The organism is Paraburkholderia sp. GAS448, assembly GCF_050435685.1.
In the GTDB taxonomy this organism is placed as follows: domain Bacteria; phylum Pseudomonadota; class Gammaproteobacteria; order Burkholderiales; family Burkholderiaceae; genus Paraburkholderia.
In genome coordinates this window covers 182,318-199,449 of the sequence record NZ_JBNDKT010000010.1, presented here as the reverse complement: position 1 = coordinate 199,449, position 17,132 = coordinate 182,318, and the positions used below count along the sequence as shown (strand labels likewise).

Genomic DNA, 17,132 nt, shown 5'->3' with positions numbered 1-17,132 from the left:
CCTGTCCGAGTTGTTTAGAATGGGTGTATGGCGATTATTCCGGACAAGCAGGACGGCACCGTACTGGAGCGGCAGGAACAAAAGCTGAAACCGCCATCCATGTATAAGGTGGTGCTGTTGAATGACGACTTCACGCCAATGGAATTTGTCGTGATGATCGTGCAGGAGTATTTCAATAAAGATCGCGAGACGGCAACGCAGGTAATGTTGAAGGTACATCGCGAAGGTCGGGGGGTTTGTGGGGTCTACACGCGGGACATCGCGTCGACCAAAGTCGAGCAAGTCGTTACCCACGCACGGCAGGCCGGGCATCCGCTGCAGTGTGTGATGGAGGAAGCATGATTGCCCAGGAACTGGAAGTCAGCCTGCACATGGCGTTCATGGAAGCACGCCAGGCACGGCATGAGTTCATAACGGTCGAACATCTTTTACTGGCCCTGTTGGACAATCCGACGGCAGCAGAAGTGTTGCGCGCGTGTGCGGCCAACATCGAAGATCTGCGCCAGAACCTGCGCAACTTCATTCATGACAACACGCCGACCGTGCCTGGCACGGACGACGTCGATACGCAGCCGACACTCGGCTTCCAGCGCGTGATTCAACGCGCGATCATGCACGTTCAGTCGACTTCGAACGGCAAGAAGGAAGTTACCGGCGCGAACGTCCTCGTCGCCATTTTTGGCGAGAAGGATTCGCACGCGGTCTACTACCTGCAGCAGCAGGGCGTGACACGTCTCGATGTGGTGAACTTCATTTCGCATGGCATCGCCAAGACGAACAGCACGGACGCCGCGAAAGCGAGCGATTCGAATGCCGAGTCCGACGAAGCCGCTGCGCAGAAGGAAACGCCGCTCGCGCAATTCACGCAGAACCTGAACCAGATGGCGAAAGACGGCCGCATCGACCCGCTGATCGGACGCGAGTCGGAAGTCGAGCGGGTGGTGCAGGTGCTGTGCCGTCGTCGCAAGAATAATCCGCTGCTGGTCGGCGAGGCTGGCGTCGGCAAAACGGCGATCGCCGAAGGGCTCGCCTGGCGCATCACGCGCGGCGAAGTGCCGGACATTCTGGCCGACGCGCAGGTGTACTCGCTCGACATGGGTGCGCTGCTGGCGGGCACCAAGTATCGGGGCGACTTCGAGCAGCGCCTGAAGACGGTTCTCAAGGAATTGAAGGAACGTCCGCACGCGATTCTCTTCATCGACGAAATCCACACGCTGATTGGCGCAGGCGCTGCGTCGGGTGGCACGCTGGATGCGTCGAACCTGCTGAAGCCGGCGTTGTCGTCGGGCACGCTGAAGTGCATCGGTGCAACCACGTTCACGGAATATCGCGGCATTTTCGAAAAGGACGCAGCGTTGTCGCGTCGTTTCCAGAAGATCGACGTAACCGAGCCGACCGTCGAGCAGACGGTGGCGATCCTGCGCGGCCTCAAGTCGCGTTTCGAAGAGCACCACGGCGTGAAGTATTCGTCGGGTGCGCTGTCGGCGGCGGCTGAGCTGTCGGCGCGCTTCATCACCGATCGTCATCTGCCCGACAAGGCCATCGACGTGATCGACGAAGCGGGTGCCGCGCAACGCATCCTGCCGAAGTCGAAGCAGAAGAAGACGATCGGCAAGGGCGAGATCGAGGAAATCATCTCGAAGATTGCACGTGTGCCGGCGCAAAGCGTGTCGCAGGACGACCGCAGCAAGTTGCAGACGCTCGATCGCGATCTGAAGAGTGTCGTGTTCGGGCAGGACCCAGCCATCGACGCGCTGTCGGCGGCGATCAAGATGGCGCGTGCTGGCCTCGGCAAGACGGACAAACCGATCGGTGCGTTCCTGTTCTCCGGCCCGACCGGTGTCGGCAAGACCGAAGTGGCGCGGCAACTCGCGTTCACGCTCGGCATCGAGCTGATCCGTTTCGACATGTCGGAATACATGGAACGTCACGCGGTGAGCCGGTTGATCGGCGCGCCGCCGGGCTATGTCGGTTTCGACCAGGGCGGTCTGCTCACCGAAGCTGTCACGAAGAAGCCACATTGCGTGCTGCTGCTCGACGAAATCGAGAAGGCGCATCCGGACATCTACAACGTGCTGCTGCAGGTGATGGATCACGGCACGCTGACGGACAACAACGGTCGCAAGGCTGACTTCCGCAACGTCATCATCATCATGACGACGAATGCGGGCGCTGAGTCGATGAACAAGTCGACGATCGGCTTCACATCGCGCCGCGAAACCGGCGACGAGATGGTCGAAATCAAGCGCATGTTCACGCCGGAGTTCCGTAACCGTCTGGACGCGACGATCAGCTTCCGCTCGCTCGATGAAGAAATCATCATGCGTGTGGTCGACAAGTTCCTGATGCAACTCGAAGACCAGTTGCATGAGAAGAAGGTCGATGCGCTCTTCACCGACGCGCTGCGCAAGCATCTCGCGAAGCACGGTTTCGATCCGCTGATGGGCGCACGTCCGATGCAGCGTCTGATCCAGGACACGATCCGTCGTGCACTGGCTGATGAACTGCTGTTCGGCAAGCTGATGAGCGGTGGCCGCGTCACCGTGGACGTCGATGCCGACGACAAGGTGCAGTTGACCTTCGACGAGCAGCCGGCTCCGCGCAATCCGAATCCGGAAGCGGTCGAAGTCGAATAAGCGCTTCGCTGTACCCTGGACGCTGTACCCAAAAGCAGAACGGCGCGGGCAAAAACCCGCGCCGTTCTGCTTTTTGCTTAACCGGTGTTGGTCAGTGCTTGCCGGTGCTGCCAAACCCCCCGGCACCGCGCTCGCTTTCCGCAAAATCATCGACGATGTTGAACTCGGCCTGCACGACCGGAACGATCACGAGCTGCGCGAGACGCTCCATCGGATTGAGCGTGAATTCGTTTTGTCCACGATTCCACGTCGAGATCATCAGTTGCCCCTGGTAATCCGAGTCGATCAAACCGACCAGATTCCCCAGCACGATGCCATGCTTGTGGCCGAGACCCGAGCGCGGCAAGATCACCGCGGCATAGCCCGGATCGCCGACGTGAATCGCAAGCCCCGTCGGCACGAGCGCCGTTTCACCCGGCTTCAGTGTCAATGGTTCGTTGAGGCACGCGCGCAGGTCGAGGCCTGCGCTGCCGGTTGTCGCGTATGCAGGTAGCTGGTCGCGCATGCGCGCATCGAGAATCTTCAGGTCGAGTTTCATGCAGGTTTGAAGTTAGTGGAATGAGGCCTCAGCGTGCCAGCTGGAACGCGTCGGCGAGAAGTTCATAAGAGCGAAGCCGTGCGCGGTAGCTGCCGGCCACCGTCAGCACGATCAGTTCGTCGGCCTGGAATTGTTCCTCCAGCGCGTGCAACCGTTCGGTGACCGTCTCCGGCGTGCCGATGATGCTGCGTGGTTTCTCACGGTCGATCACCAGCTGCTCGCGTTCGCCGTATTCCTGCGCGAGCCCCTGTTCGATCGACGGGATCGGCGCGTTCAATCCGAGCGCCATCTGTACGCGACGCAGGTCGACGGCTTTCTCCAGATCGGCGGCTTCCTGTTCGGTGTCGGCGCAGATCACGAACACGGCGGCGGCGAGATACGATTTTGCTTCGTTGCCGGGTTTGAAGCGTTCCCGATACGTCTGCGCGACCTGATGCCCGAAATGCGCGTTGATGAAATGAGCGAACGAGAAGCGGATACCGAGTTGTGCCGCAAGCATCCCGCCGAAATCGCTCGAGCCGAGCACCCACAGTTGCGGGCGGGTGTCGATCTGCGGTTGCAGCAGCACGCCACGCGCGATGTGCTCGGGCGGCAACGTGCCGTTCATCAGTCCGACGAGATCGGAGACCTGCTGCGGGAAAATGTCGCCGCGGTTGTAGCTGCCGGCCGCGACGGCCTGCGCAGTGCGCATGTCTCCACCCGGCGCGCGGCCGACGCCCAGATCGATCCGGTTCGGGAAGAGCGCTTCGAGCATGAGGAACTGTTCGGCGACCTTGAACGGGCTGTAGTACGGCAGCATGATGCCGCCGGAGCCGAGCCGGATGCGCGTGGTCACGCTGCCGAGGCGCGCCAGCATCACCTCTGGACAGGGATTCGATACGCCGCGCAGGCCGTGATGCTCTGCGCACCAGTAGCGCGTGTAGCCGAGATCGTCAGCGAGTTGCGCGAGTTCGAGGGTGGCGGCGATCGCATCCGCCACTGAGTGCCCGTCGATCACGGGCGTTTGATCGAGCACGGAAAGTAGCGTCATGACAGTACCGCTCCGATATGAAACAGGGTTACAGCAATGCGCGCAGCGTCAGGATATCAGGCTCGCGTCCGGCAGCCGCCTTGCAATTTCGGCGATCAGGGCATGAGCGAGCGTCTGTTTGTCCGCGCGTGGCAGCCTGGTCGCACCTTTGGCTTCGAACAGAATCACTTCGTTGTCGTCGAGGCCGAAGGTTTGCGGGCCGAGGTTGCCGATCAGCAGCGGCACGCTTTTGCGCACGCGTTTTTCCTCGCCATGCACTTCGAGGTTGCCGCTTTCCGCCGCAAAACCGACGCAGAAGGGCGGATGCGGCAGCTTCGCTACCGAGGCCAGGATATCGGGATTCTCGACGAAGGTAAATGTCGGCAGCGCCTTGTCGGCGGTCTTCTTGATCTTGTGATCGCTCACCTGATCGACGCGCCAGTCGGCAACCGCCGCCACGCCAATGAAGATGTCGTAGTCCGGCACCGCGCGCATGACCGCGTCGTGCATCTGCTGCGCGGTCTGGACGTCTTCGCGGAGCACGCCCCACGGCGTGTCGAGCGCGACAGGGCCGGCGACCAGATGGACATCGGCGCCAGCCTGTTGCGCGGCGCGTGCCAGCGCGAAACCCATCTTGCCGCTCGAGCGGTTCGTGATGCCGCGCACGGGGTCCAGCGGTTCGAACGTCGGACCCGCGGTCAGCAGCACGCGCCGTCCGGCGAGTATTTTCGGCTGGAAGAACGACGCGATTGCCTCATAGGTGGCTTCGGGCTCCAGCATCCGGCCGTCGCCCACTTCGCCACAGGCCTGCGCGCCCGAATCGGGGCCGAGCACTTCGATGCCGTCGGCGCGCAGTTGCGCGACATTGCGCTGCGTCGCCGGATTCATCCACATCTGACGATTCATCGCGGGCACGACGAGCAGCGGGCAATCCCGCGCTACACAGAGTGTCGACAGAAGATCGTCGGCGATGCCGTGAGCGAGCTTCGCCAGAAAATCGGTCGAAGCCGGCGCGATCACGATCGCATCGGCTTCGCGCGACAGATCGATGTGCGCCATATTGTTGGGAATGCGCGCGTCCCACTGGCTTGTGTAAACGGGCCGGCCCGACAGCGCCTGCATCGTGACGGGCGTGATGAACTGCGTCGCCGCTTCGGTCATCGCGACCTGCACGGTCGCGCCGGCCTTCGTCAACAGACGCGTCAGTTCAGCGATCTTGTAGCAGGCGATCCCGCCCGTCATACCGAGGACGAGATGCTTTCCTGTGAGTTCTGCGGTTGCCAACGCTAGCCTCCGACAAAGCCTGATGGCCGGCGCCATGCACCGCCGGCCTTGAAACAACCCGTGCGGCGTTTAACGCGAGCCGCGCACGCGTCGCAATTCGTCGAACACGAGCAGCGCCGCGCCAATCGTGATCGCGCTGTCGGCGAGATTGAACGCGGGCCAGTGCCAGCCGCGCACGTGAAAATCGAGGAAGTCGATCACGTGGCCGTACACCAGCCGGTCGATCACATTGCCGAGCGCGCCACCCAGAATCAGCGCCAGCGCCGTGCAGAAGAGCCGCTGCGTGCCATGGCGCTTCAGCAGGTAGCAGATCACCAGCGCCGCGACGACGCCGAGACCCGTAAACGCCCAGCGCTGCCAGCCGCCGGCAGCTGCGAGGAAGCTGAACGCCGCACCGCGGTTGTACACGAGCACGAGGTTGAAAAACGGCGTGATGGCAACCGACTCGCCATACGCGAACACCTTCGAGATCGCGATTTTCGACAGCTGATCGAACAGGATGACGATCAGCGCGACGCCCAGCCACGGCGCCAGCGATCCGCCAGCGGGTTTCGACATCGTTCTGGCCATTATGCCGCGCTCCTCGTTTCGCCGCTGCCGAACAGGTTGCTGAAGCAACGGCCGCACAGCGCCGGATGTTCGACGTTCGCGCCGACATCCGCGCGATAGTGCCAGCAGCGTTCGCATTTCAGATACTTCGACGCGATCACTTCCACTGTTTCGTCCTCTGCGCTGTCGACCTTCACGACGCTCGCCGCCGACGTGATCAGCACGAATTTCAGGTCGTCGCCGAGGCTCGCGAGCGCGTCGTAAGGTGCGCCACTCGCGCGGATTTCGACTTCGGCCTGCAGCGACGAACCGATCAGGTTCGCCACACGTGCCTCTTCCAGCGCCTTCGTGACGTCGCTGCGAACGGCGCGCAGCAGTGTCCATTTGTCGAGTAGCCCGGCAGCTTCCGGCACCTCCGGATACGCATGATACGTCTCCGTGAAAATCGTTTCGCTGGCGGGCTGGAACACCTTCCACGCTTCTTCCGCCGTGAACGACAGGAACGGCGCCATCATGCGCAGCAGGCCCTGTGCGATGTGGTACAGCGCGGTCTGCGCACAGCGGCGCGCGGCGGAATCCGGCGCGGTCGTATACAGACGGTCCTTCAGCACGTCGAGATAGAAGCCGCCGAGGTCTTCCGAGCAGAACGTCTGCAGCTTGGCGACGACCGGGTGGAACTCGTACTTCTCGTAGTGCGCGAGCACGTCTGCCTGCAGGCCGGCTGTCAGCGCGACCGCGTAGCGATCGATTTCGGGCCAGTCGCCGACCGGGCGCGCGTCCTTCGCGAAGTCAAAGTCAGACAGGTTCGCGAGCAGGAAGCGCAGCGTGTTGCGGATGCGGCGATAGCCTTCCGTGACGCGCTTCAGGATTTCCTCGGAGATCGCCAGTTCGCCGGAATAGTCGGTCGATGCAATCCACAGACGGATGATTTCCGCGCCCAACCGGTTCGCGACCTCGTGCGGATCGATGCCGTTGCCAAGCGACTTGCTCATCTTGCGCCCTTCGCCGTCGACGGTGAAGCCGTGCGTCAGGAGCGCGTTGTACGGCGGCCGGCCGTCGAGCATCGAAGCCGTCAGCAGCGACGAGTGGAACCAGCCGCGATGCTGGTCCGAGCCTTCCAGGTAGAGATCGGCCGGGAACTGCAGTTCGTCCTTGTGCGAGCCGCGCAGCACGTGCCAGTGCGTCGTGCCGGAGTCGAACCACACGTCGAGCGTGTCGCGGTTCTTTTCGTACAGGTTGGCGTCATCGCCGAGCAGTTCGCGCGGGTCGAGGGTCTGCCACGTTTCGATACCGCCCTTTTCGACGCGTTGCGCAACCTGCTCGAGCAGTTCCAGCGTGCGCGGATGCAGCTCGCCGGTTTCCTTGTGTACGAAGAATGCCATCGGCACGCCCCACTGGCGCTGACGCGACAGCGTCCAGTCCGGGCGGTTGGCGATCATGCTGAAGAGCCGCTGCTTGCCCCACGACGGATAGAACGCCGTCGCCTCGATGCCTTCGAGCGCGGTTTCGCGCAGCGTCCTGTCGGTGTCGTTCGGCTTCACGTCCATGCCGGCGAACCATTGCGAAGTCGCACGGTAGATGATCGGCGTCTTGTGCCGCCAGCAGTGCATGTAGCTGTGCGTGAACTTCTCGGTGCGCAGCAGCGAGCCGGCGGCTTCCAGCGCTTCGACGATCTGCGGATTCGCGGCCCAGATCGACAACCCGCCGAAGAGCGCCAGCGATTCGATATAACGGCCGTCGCCCATCACCGGATTGATGATGTCCGAGTCGGCCATGCCGTGCGACTTGCACGATACGAAGTCCTCCACGCCATAGGCCGGCGACGAGTGGACGATGCCCGTGCCCGTTTCGGTCGTCACGTAGTCGCCGAGATAAACCGGAGCCGTGCGCTTGTAGCCCGGATGCGCGGACGCGAGCGGGTGATGGAAGCGTACGTTCACGAGCTTCGCACCGGCGGTGGTCGCGATCACGTGCCCTTCGAGACCGTATTGCTTCAGGCACGCCTCGACGCGCTCTTCGGCGAGAATCAGCAGACCGCGCGGCGTATCGACCAGCGCGTAGGTGATTTCCGGATGGAGGTTGAGCGCCTGGTTGGCGGGGATCGTCCACGGCGTGGTCGTCCAGATGACGATGCCGCCTTCGCTGCGCGGCAGCGACGCGAGGCCGAACGCGTGCGCTGTTTTCTCCGGCTCGGCGAAGCCGAACAGCACGTCGATGGTCGGATCGGTCTTGTCCTTGTATTCGACTTCCGCTTCGGCGAGCGCCGAGCCGCAGTCGAAACACCAGTTCACCGGCTTCAGGCCGCGGAACACGTAGCCCTTTTCCATGATTTTCGCGAGCGCGCGGATTTCGCCGGCCTCGTTCGCGAAGTTCATCGTTTTGTACGGATTATCCCAGTCGCCCAGCACGCCCAGACGCCGGAAACCGGCCTTTTGCTTCTCGATCTGCTCGGTCGCGTAGGTGCGCGCCTTCTGCATCACTTCGGCGGCGGGCAGCGATTTGCCGAACTGCTTTTCGATCTGGATTTCGATCGGCATGCCGTGGCAATCCCAACCCGGCACGTAGACGGCGTCGAAGCCCGCGAGAGTGCGCGCCTTGACGATCATGTCCTTCAGGATCTTGTTGACCGCGTGGCCCAGGTGGATGTCGCCGTTCGCATACGGCGGGCCGTCGTGCAGGATGAACTTCTTGCGACCCCTGCTGGCGGCGCGGATCTTTTCGTAGATCTTGCGCTCCTGCCAGTCCTTGACCCATTGCGGCTCGCGCTTCGGCAGGTCGCCCCGCATCGGGAACGGCGTGTCAAGCAGGTTGACCGGGTAGCGGGACTGCGGTTTCGAATCGGCTTTCTTGTTGCTCATGGTCAGATCGTGTGAATTCGGTGTATCGCGGTGGTCGCGGGGCAGGGCACAAGTCCGGCGCGTCCGGCAGGCTGGTCGCACCTGCGACAGGTGCCCTTCGATGCGCTCGGCGAGAGGTACGTGCGATGCGCTTTGACGAAGCCTCTCACGTACCGCGGCGGTTATCTAATTCGGTCGGTGGCCGAAGTGGCGAAGCCGGTCGACCGGCTACCCGGCGCGTCGGCGCCGACTGCGGCAAACCACGCGCGCGCGTTGGCAACGTCGCGCGAGATGGCGGCGCCCAGCGTTTCGAGGTCGACGAATTTTTCCTCGTCGCGGAGCTTCTTCAGGAATTCGACGCGCACGAGTTTGCCATACGCATCGCCGTGCCAGTCGAGAAGGTGCACTTCGAGCAGCACGCGGCCGGAGTCGTCGACGGTCGGCCGCAGGCCGAGGCTTGCGACGCCCGGCAGCGGTTGCGCCGCGACACCATGCACACGGACGATGAAAATGCCCGAGAGCGCCGGCCGCTTGTGCGCGATCGGCAGGTTGAGGGTCGGGAAGCCAAGATCGCGGCCCAGCTTCATGCCGTGTACGACGTGACCGCTGATCAGGTAATCCCGGCCGAGCGCGCCTCGCGCCGAATCGAGATCGCCCGCGACCAGCGCCGTGCGCACGCCCGAGCTGGAAATCCGCGCGCCCGACGGGTCGGCGACGGTCGCCATCTGCTCGACCTCGAAGCCGTACTGCTCGCCCGCGGCCTTCAGCGACGCGAAGTCGCCGGCGCGCTTCGCGCCATAGCGGAAATCGTCGCCGATCATCACCCAGCGCGCGTGCAGGCCATTCACGATGATCCGTTCGACGAACGTATCCGGTGACTGGCTCGCAAAGGTCTGGTTGAAATGCTCGACGACTACCCGGTCGACACCGTTCATACGCAGCGCTTCCAGTTTGTCGCGCAGCATCGCGATACGCGGCGGCGCGCCGGCCGGATTGAAGAATTCGCGGGGGTGCGGCTCGAAGGTCATCACGCAGACGGGCAGGCCGCGCGCATCGGCCGCCGCGCGCACGTGCGCGAGCAAAGCCTGATGGCCGCGGTGGACACCGTCGAAGTTGCCGATCGTCAGTGCGCAGGGCGCACGGCTCTCGGCGTTAGGAAGACCGCGGAAGACTCTCACGATAGCGGGTGTGGCGGGTTTAGATAGAGTGGGCCAAATGCCGCAAAACACACGATTATAAACGCTCGGGCGCCGGCACGGCGGCGCGGCCCGGTTTGGGCGCCCCCCGGATGATAAAATCCGCGGATGAAAAAACTCGTCATCCTGATTTCCGGGCGGGGAAGCAACATGGAAGCCATCGTTCGCGCGTGTTCGCGCGAACGATGGCCGGCAGAGGTCGCCGCCGTGATTGCCAACCGTCCAGACGCCGCGGGCCTTGCGTTCGCGGCGTCGCAAGGCATTGCCACGGCGGTCGTCGACCACCGCCAGTTTCCTGACCGGGACAGCTTCGATGCCGCGCTCGCGCGCGAAATCGACGGCTTTTCGCCCGATCTGCTCGTCCTCGCCGGCTTCATGCGCGTGCTGACGCCTGGTTTCGTCGACCGTTATGCGGGCCGCATGCTGAACGTTCATCCGTCGCTGCTGCCCAGCTTTGCGGGCCTGAAAACCCATCAGCAGGCGCTGGATGCAGGCGTGCGCCTGCATGGCGCGTCTGTGCATTTTGTCACGTCGCAGCTCGATCATGGGCCGATCGTCATCCAGTCTGCCGTGCCCGTGCTGTCCGGCGACGACGCCGCGGCGCTGGCCGCGCGCGTGCTTGTCACCGAACATGTTATTTATCCGCGTGCCGTGCGCTGGTTCGTCGAAGGGCGTCTCGCGCTCGACGGACTGCGCGTCACGCTTACGCCGCCGGAGCCGCAATGGCTCTTTGCCGACCACACCGCCGGGGAGGGCGTATGAGGCTGCATGGTTTTCTGATTGGACAAACTGAAACGCTGCTCGCGGACGTGCTGAAGTTCACCGGCCCGGCCGATGCATCCACCAGCCGTTTTTTCCGCGCTCATCCGAAGCTCGGACACGGTGAACGCGGTGTGATCGCTGAGGCGGTTTTCGCGGTACTGCGTCGCCGGATGGAATTCGCGCATCTGGCCGAAAGCGGCACGGGCAGCCCGGCGCGGCGCCTTGCGCTGCTCGGGCTGATGCAGACGGCGGGGCGCACGGCGCTCAAGCCGTTTGTGTCGGAAGCCGAGTCGACGTGGCTCGAACACGTCGCGAAGATCGATCCGGAGAGCTTGCCGCTGCGGATCCGCATGAATCTGCCCGACTGGATCTATCAGGCGCTGTCGACGCGCTTCGAGCCGGAGGAACTGGCGCAACTGGCGGCGGCGCTGAACTACCCGGCACCGCTCGATCTTCGCGCGAATCCGATCAAGGCGAGCCGCGACGAACTGCTCAGCGCGCTCAGCAAGGCCGGCATCGAAGCCGGCGCGACGCCGTTCGCGCCGTTCGGCGTGCGCGTGATCGGCAAGCCGCCGCTCACCAAGCTCGACGCGTTCCAGAACGGCTGGGTCGAAGTGCAGGATGAGGGCAGCCAGCTGCTGTGCTCGCTCGTCGCGCCGAAGCGCGGCGAGATGATCGTCGACTTCTGCGCCGGCGCCGGCGGCAAAACGCTCGCGCTGGGCGCGGCGATGCGCTCGACGGGTCGTCTGTATGCATTCGACATCTCGGAGCGGCGTCTCGCAAAGCTGAAGCCGCGTCTTGCGCGCAGCGGTCTGTCTAACGTGAATCCGGTGCTGATCGACAGCGAACACGATGCGAAGATCAAGCGCCTCGCGGGCAAGATCGACCGTGTGCTGGTCGACGCGCCTTGCAGCGGGCTCGGTACGCTGCGCCGCAACCCCGACCTGAAGTGGCGGCAGTCGCCGGAATCGGTCGCCGAACTGACGCCGAAGCAAGCGGCGATTCTGGCTAGCGCCGCGCGTCTGGTGAAGAAGGGTGGCCGGCTCGTCTACGCGACCTGCAGCATTCTCGAGGCCGAAAACGAGGCGATCGTGAAGCAGTTCCTCGCCGATCACCCAGATTTCGCGCTTGTGCCGGCCCGTGATGTCCTCGCGGAACAGCGCATCGATCTGGAGATGGGCGACTACCTCTCGCTGTGGCCGCACCGCCACGCGACCGATGGTTTCTTCGCAGCGGTGCTGGAGCGCCGCGCAGGCGTCGCCGCGGCGGAATAACCCTCTGGGGCAGCTGTTCGCACGTGTAACGCGCGGCAGTTGCCCGGCAGACAACAACAATGATGGAAAGCCGTCTGTTCTCTCACATGTTCGGCAATGTCGCTCGCGATTTCGGTCTGCCAGTCATGCTATGGCAGGTCGCGATCCTGCTCGTCACGCTGGCGATCGCGTGGCTCCTCGCCCGGCTGCTGCGCCGCACGCTCGACACGCGAAGCGAATCGCGCTACCAGACGCTGCGCTTCGGCGCGGAAAGTCTGCGAAAGGCGCTCTTTCCGCTTCTGGGCGGCATACTCGTCTGGATTGCACAGGCGATCACGGCGCAGTTCATGCATACGTCGCTGCTCGATCTGGCGCTCGTGCCACTGTTCGGCATCGGCCTCATCTACATCGTCTTCTACGTCGCGCGCAGGGTGCTGAGCCGCGACGGCCAGCCGCACACCCTGCTGTTCCTCGTCGAGAAGGTGGTGTCGATCGTCGTCTGGATCGGTATGGTGCTGACCGTGATGGGCATCCAGGACGACGTGATCGCGTGGATGGGCAGCGCCGGTTCCGCGTCGCGAATGCGCACATGACGCTGCTGTCGCTGACGACCGGCCTGCTGTGGGTTTGCGTCACGATGATCGTCGCGATGTGGCTCGGAGCCGCTCTCGAAGACCGGCTGATGCGCTCGGCCACGCTCGATGGGAACCTGAAGGTCGTGCTGGCCCGTGTCGGCCGGGCACTCCTGATACTGGCGGCGATTCTCATCAGCCTTTCACTGGTCGGCATCGATGTGACCGTGCTGGGTGTATTTGGCGGCGCCCTCGGTGTCGGGCTTGGCTTCGGGATGCAGAAAATCGCGAGCAACTATGTGTCGGGCTTCATCATCCTGATCGACCGGTCGCTGCGGATCGGCGACACCATCAACGTGACCGGTCTGCAGGGCATGGTCACGCAGATCCGCACGCGCTATACGGTGGTGCGCGGACTCGACGGCATCGAAACGCTGATTCCGAACGAAAAGCTGATCACCGATGTCGTGCAGAACCAGTCGTCTTACCTGACGCGCGGCTATTCAAAGGCGGCGGTGCAGATCGCCTACACGTCCGATCTCGACAAGGCGATGGCGCAGCTGGTCGAGGCCGCGCGGGATGTGCCGCGCGTGCTGCAGGAACCGGCGCCGACGCCTTATCTGGTTGGTTTCGGACCGGACGGTATCAATCTTGAGCTTGGCTTCTGGATTGAGAATGCGGCGCAGGGAACCTCCGGGGTGCGCTCGACTATCAACCTGAACATCTGGCGGTTGTTTGCGGCGAATGACATTTCGATCCCGTTCGCCCAGCGCGAAGTGCGGATCGTCGGCGGCGCCAGCGACACACTGCCGCAGTCGGTAACTGTGACCGGACGGCCGGCCGCCCGAGTGGACAGCGGCACCTGAGGCGGCTGGGCGGTGTTGCCGCCCTTCAATGGCCTCCCGGTTTCCCTTCAAACTTGCCTCGCGAAGCACTAGCTTTCTTGATGTGCTACAAAAAAATCCTCATTTGTTACAAACACTTGGAACGGTTCTAGTAAAATGCCGTCGAACTCTTAAATTTGCTTTCACTTTCTTGACATCCACCCTCATGCGGATGTCGCACGTCTCACAGGTAAATTGACTTGTTGAATTCCCTGCTCGACTTTCTTGCCCACGGACTGCTGCGTCTTTCGTGGTGGCAACTCGTGCTGTACACGCTGGCCGTGACGCACGTCACGATCATTGGCGTGACGGTTTATCTGCATCGCTGCCAGGCGCACCGCGCGCTCGATCTGCATCCGGTCGTCAGTCACTTCTTCCGCTTCTGGTTGTGGATGACCACGGGCATGTTGACCGCTCAGTGGGCTGCGATTCACCGCAAGCATCACGCGAAGTGCGAGACAGAAGAAGATCCGCACAGCCCGCAGACGCGAGGCATCTGGAAGGTGCTGCTCGAAGGTGCGGAACTGTATCGCGCCGAGGCAAAGAATGAAGAAACGCTGCGCAAGTTCAGTCATGGCACGCCGAACGACTGGATGGAGCGCAACGTCTACACGAAGTACCCGATCCTCGGAATCAGCCTGATGATGGTGATGAACGTTGGCCTATTCGGCATCGTCGGCCTCACGATCTGGGCCGTCCAGATGATCTGGATTCCGTTCTGGGCAGCAGGCGTTGTCAATGGCCTGGCTCACTGGTGGGGTTACCGCAACTTCAACTCGTTGGATGCAAGCACGAACATTTTCCCGTGGGGCATCCTGATCGGTGGCGAAGAACTCCATAACAACCACCACACGTACGCGACGTCGGCGAAGCTGTCGAACAAATGGTACGAGTTCGATATCGGCTGGATGTACATCCGCATCATGTCGGCGTTCAGGCTTGCCAAGGTGAAGAAGGTCGCGCCGACGCCGCGACTTACCACGGGCAAGCTCGTGCTCGACCAGGACACGCTGCAGGCTGTGCTCGCGAACCGCTATGAAGTCATGGCTCGTTACGGCAAGGCGCTCAAGCGTGCGTATCGTCAGGAACTGGCGCACCTGAAGGAGGTGGGCGCGCGTGAGAAGTATCAACTGATGCGCGGCGCACGCAAGTGGTTCCACAAGGAAGAGGATGGCCTTGACGAGCCGCAGAAGCGTCAGTTGCCGCAGATTTTCGCGGATAGCCAGAAGCTGCGCACTTACATCGAGTTGCGCGCCGAACTGGCAGCGATGTGGGAGCGTTCGAATGCGTCGCGCGAACAGTTGCTGGTGCAGTTGCAGGACTGGTGCCATCGTGCCGAACAAAGTGGCATCAAGGCCCTGCAGGAATTTGCGATGCGACTGCGTCGTTATGCCTGATCCCGAAATACTTTAAAATTTCGGTACGTCACAAAACCCCGCGTTGGCGGGGTTTTGCTTTTTGGGCCGTCCAAACGCACACAGCGTGCGCGGCGGCAGATCAGCAGGGCAGAGGAGATCATGAATCAGGCGATCAGGAGCGTCGAGTATGACCGGCCGCAGACCCAGGGTTTGACCTGTGGCGTAGGTCAGGCGTGGGCGAAGGTGCCCGAGGTGCCGTCGGCGGAAGAGAAGGTCGCGCTGAAAGCACGCATTCGCGCGTTGCTGGCGCGCGAAAAGGCGGTGCTCGTTGCGCACTATTATGTCGACGCCGAATTGCAGGAACTTGCAGACGAAACCGGCGGCTGTGTTGCCGATTCTCTGGAAATGGCGCGTTTCGGCCGCGATCATGAAGCGCAGACGCTGGTGGTCGCAGGTGTGCGCTTTATGGGTGAGACGTCTAAGATTCTGAGCCCGAACAAACGGATTCTGATGCCGGACCTCGACGCCACCTGTTCGCTCGATCTGGGTTGTCCGGTTGATGAATTCTCAGCGTTCTGCGATGCGCATCCGGATCGCACGGTGGTCGTCTATGCGAACACTAGCGCGGCGGTGAAAGCGCGGGCGGACTGGATGGTCACGTCGTCGATCGGGCTGGAGATCGTCGCTGACCTGCATGCGCGCGGCGAAAAAATCATCTGGGCGCCGGACCGTCACCTGGGTGGCTATATCCAGAAGAAGACCGGCGCAGACATGTTGCTTTGGCAGGGCTCGTGCCTCGTTCACGACGAGTTCAAAGGCATTGAACTCGATCTGCTGCGTGCCGAATATCCGGATGCGAGGGTGCTCGTGCATCCTGAGTCGCCGGAAAGTGTGATCGCGCAGGCGGACGTCGTCGGGTCGACGACGCAGTTGATCGACGCCGCGCAGCGTCTCGATGCGACGCATTTCATTGTCGCCACCGACCTCGGCATTCTTCACAAGATGCGGCTCGCGGCGCCTGGCAAGATCTTTCTCGAAGCGCCCACGGCCGGCAATAGCGCGACCTGCAAGAGTTGTGCGCACTGCCCGTGGATGGCGATGAACGGCCTCGCCAATCTTGCAGATGTGCTGGAGCGTGGTCACAACGAGATCTTCGTCGATCCCGCGATTGGCGAACGTGCTCGCCTGCCAATCGACCGGATGCTCGACTTCGCCGCGCAACACAAGAAGCGCGTGCAGGCTAGCGGTGATCTCGCGCGCGACACGACGTTGTTTTCGAATGTAGGAGCGGCGTGATGGGCGGTGTCGAATTTGCTCGGGCGGAGGCGGTTTCGCCGCTTTTCGCCGAAGTTCGGGCGCAGTATGGCGAGGCGTTCGACGCGGCTATCGCACGTAATGTGGCCGACGCGCTTGATGAAGATGTCGGCAGTGGTGACCAGACGGGCCGTCTTGTGCCGGCCGACGATCTACGTGATGCCCGGATCATTGTGCGCGAGGACGCCGTGCTATGCGGGGTGCCGTGGTTCAACGAGGTCTTGCATCGCGTCGATCCGCGTATCGATGTGCGGTGGCGCTATCGCGAAGGTGACCGGATGGCGGCCGACACGGTAGTGTGCGAGCTGCGTGGTCCGGCGCGCGCGCTGTTGACGGCAGAGCGGAACGCGATGAATTTCCTGCAATTGTTGTCTGGCGTTGCAACCACAACGCGGCGTTATGTCGACGCGATCGCGCACACACAGATGCGCATTGTGGACACTCGCAAGACCTTGCCAGGCCTGCGGCTAGCGCAGAAGTACGCGGTTCGTGTGGGCGGCGGCGCGAACCAGCGGCTCGCGCTGTATGACGGCATTCTTATCAAGGAAAACCACATCGCTGCGGCAGGCGGCGTTGGCGCGGCAATGGACGCAGCGCTCGCGCTGAACGCGGGCGTGCCGATCCAGATTGAGGTCGAGACGCTCGAGCAACTCGAGACAGCGCTCGTGCATCGCGCGCAGTCCATCCTGCTCGACAATTTCTCGTTCGAAGGGATGCGCGACGCCGTACGTATTACGGCAGGGCGCGCGGTGCTCGAAGTATCGGGCGGCGTGAATTTCGACACCGTGCGCACGATCGCCGAAACCGGCGTCGACCGCGTGTCGATCGGCGCATTGACGAAGGACGTGCGTGCAACCGACTATTCGATGCGGCTTGTCTGATTACGTCGCGTTCGATTGCCAAAGAAAAACCCGCATCGCTGCGGGTTTTTCTTTTCTGG

The 17,132-nt window shown here is 62.7% G+C and carries 13 protein-coding genes and 1 pseudogene; 8 read left to right on the top strand and 6 right to left on the bottom strand.

Translation table 11 applies throughout. From position 1 onward, the window contains the following. Nucleotides 1-27 precede the first annotated feature (27 nt). On the top strand, nucleotides 28-342 hold the full coding sequence (clpS, locus tag P3T23_RS20230) for an ATP-dependent Clp protease adapter ClpS (protein ID WP_008919570.1): 315 nt from the start codon (nucleotides 28-30) through the stop codon (nucleotides 340-342). Next, nucleotides 339-2,636 (top strand): ATP-dependent Clp protease ATP-binding subunit ClpA, encoded by a 2,298-nt coding sequence (gene clpA, locus P3T23_RS20225; protein ID WP_429317906.1) that lies wholly within the window; start codon nucleotides 339-341, stop codon nucleotides 2,634-2,636. Before clpS ends, clpA begins: the two co-directional genes overlap by 4 nt. 91 nt (nucleotides 2,637-2,727) lie before the next feature. Here clpA and dut read toward each other — a convergent pair whose 3' ends face one another. The 6 genes from dut to P3T23_RS20195 all read right to left on the bottom strand — a co-directional run bounded on the left by dut (nucleotide 2,728) and on the right by P3T23_RS20195 (nucleotide 10,031). Next, nucleotides 2,728-3,174: a dUTP diphosphatase gene (gene dut, locus P3T23_RS20220; RefSeq protein ID WP_429317905.1), complete on the bottom strand. Its 447-nt coding sequence runs from the start codon at nucleotides 3,172-3,174 to the stop codon at nucleotides 2,728-2,730. A 28-nt stretch (nucleotides 3,175-3,202) separates the two neighbouring features. After that, nucleotides 3,203-4,204, bottom strand: a complete 1,002-nt coding sequence (locus tag P3T23_RS20215; protein WP_429317904.1) for an LLM class flavin-dependent oxidoreductase — start codon at nucleotides 4,202-4,204, stop codon at nucleotides 3,203-3,205. Between the two features lie 48 nt (nucleotides 4,205-4,252). Further along, nucleotides 4,253-5,467 carry a bifunctional phosphopantothenoylcysteine decarboxylase/phosphopantothenate--cysteine ligase CoaBC gene (gene coaBC, locus P3T23_RS20210; RefSeq protein ID WP_429317903.1) on the bottom strand — a complete coding sequence of 405 codons (1,215 nt, stop codon included), beginning with the start codon at nucleotides 5,465-5,467 and terminating at the stop codon, nucleotides 4,253-4,255. Nucleotides 5,468-5,536: 69 nt separating this feature from the next. Continuing rightward, a complete protein-coding gene (lspA, locus tag P3T23_RS20205; RefSeq protein ID WP_429317902.1) occupies nucleotides 5,537-6,037 on the bottom strand; it encodes a signal peptidase II in 501 nt (166 codons plus the stop codon). After that, nucleotides 6,037-8,874, bottom strand: a complete 2,838-nt coding sequence (gene ileS / locus P3T23_RS20200; RefSeq protein WP_429317901.1) for an isoleucine--tRNA ligase — start codon at nucleotides 8,872-8,874, stop codon at nucleotides 6,037-6,039. The genes lspA and ileS overlap by 1 nt, the downstream gene beginning before the upstream one ends. Nucleotides 8,875-9,035: 161 nt before the next feature. Then, nucleotides 9,036-10,031: a bifunctional riboflavin kinase/FAD synthetase gene (locus P3T23_RS20195; protein WP_429317900.1), complete on the bottom strand. Its 996-nt coding sequence runs from the start codon at nucleotides 10,029-10,031 to the stop codon at nucleotides 9,036-9,038. 126 nt (nucleotides 10,032-10,157) lie between these two features. On the opposite strand from P3T23_RS20195, the gene purN reads away from it, so the two are divergent. The 6 genes and pseudogenes from purN (at nucleotide 10,158) to nadC (ending at nucleotide 17,073) form a co-directional block, all read left to right on the top strand. After that, nucleotides 10,158-10,811: a phosphoribosylglycinamide formyltransferase gene (gene purN / locus P3T23_RS20190; protein WP_429317899.1), complete on the top strand. Its 654-nt coding sequence runs from the start codon at nucleotides 10,158-10,160 to the stop codon at nucleotides 10,809-10,811. Continuing rightward, nucleotides 10,808-12,085 carry an RsmB/NOP family class I SAM-dependent RNA methyltransferase gene (locus P3T23_RS20185; RefSeq protein WP_429317898.1) on the top strand — a complete coding sequence of 426 codons (1,278 nt, stop codon included), beginning with the start codon at nucleotides 10,808-10,810 and terminating at the stop codon, nucleotides 12,083-12,085. The genes purN and P3T23_RS20185 overlap by 4 nt, the downstream gene beginning before the upstream one ends. Nucleotides 12,086-12,147: 62 nt before the next feature. Continuing rightward, nucleotides 12,148-13,502, top strand: a pseudogene (locus tag P3T23_RS20180) (mechanosensitive ion channel family protein). A 218-nt stretch (nucleotides 13,503-13,720) separates the two neighbouring features. Beyond that, the gene (locus P3T23_RS20175) at nucleotides 13,721-14,917 is read left to right on the top strand and encodes a DesA family fatty acid desaturase (protein ID WP_429317897.1); all 1,197 of its coding nucleotides are present in this window, start codon (nucleotides 13,721-13,723) and stop codon (nucleotides 14,915-14,917) included. Nucleotides 14,918-15,037: 120 nt separating this feature from the next. After that, entirely contained in the window at nucleotides 15,038-16,174 is a 1,137-nt protein-coding gene (gene nadA, locus P3T23_RS20170; RefSeq protein ID WP_429317896.1) for a quinolinate synthase NadA, read from the top strand. Continuing rightward, complete coding sequence (gene nadC, locus P3T23_RS20165) at nucleotides 16,174-17,073, top strand: carboxylating nicotinate-nucleotide diphosphorylase (RefSeq protein WP_429317895.1); 900 nt, start codon at nucleotides 16,174-16,176, stop codon at nucleotides 17,071-17,073. The genes nadA and nadC overlap by 1 nt, the downstream gene beginning before the upstream one ends. The last annotated feature ends 59 nt before the right edge of the window (nucleotides 17,074-17,132 follow it).

Bases quoted from the DNA above. Each gene is read 5' to 3' on its own strand.
- ileS (WP_429317901.1), bottom strand. From the start codon at position 8,874: ATGAGCAACAAGAAAGCCGATTCGAAACCGCAGTCCCGCTACCCGGTC.
- clpS (WP_008919570.1), top strand. From the start codon at position 28: ATGGCGATTATTCCGGACAAGCAGGACGGCACCGTACTGGAGCGGCAG.
- purN (WP_429317899.1), top strand. From the start codon at position 10,158: ATGAAAAAACTCGTCATCCTGATTTCCGGGCGGGGAAGCAACATGGAA.
- nadA (WP_429317896.1), top strand. From the start codon at position 15,038: ATGAATCAGGCGATCAGGAGCGTCGAGTATGACCGGCCGCAGACCCAG.
- lspA (WP_429317902.1), bottom strand. From the start codon at position 6,037: ATGGCCAGAACGATGTCGAAACCCGCTGGCGGATCGCTGGCGCCGTGG.
- dut (WP_429317905.1), bottom strand. From the start codon at position 3,174: ATGAAACTCGACCTGAAGATTCTCGATGCGCGCATGCGCGACCAGCTA.
- nadC (WP_429317895.1), top strand. From the start codon at position 16,174: ATGGGCGGTGTCGAATTTGCTCGGGCGGAGGCGGTTTCGCCGCTTTTC.
- P3T23_RS20185 (WP_429317898.1), top strand. From the start codon at position 10,808: ATGAGGCTGCATGGTTTTCTGATTGGACAAACTGAAACGCTGCTCGCG.
- P3T23_RS20215 (WP_429317904.1), bottom strand. From the start codon at position 4,204: ATGACGCTACTTTCCGTGCTCGATCAAACGCCCGTGATCGACGGGCAC.
- clpA (WP_429317906.1), top strand. From the start codon at position 339: ATGATTGCCCAGGAACTGGAAGTCAGCCTGCACATGGCGTTCATGGAA.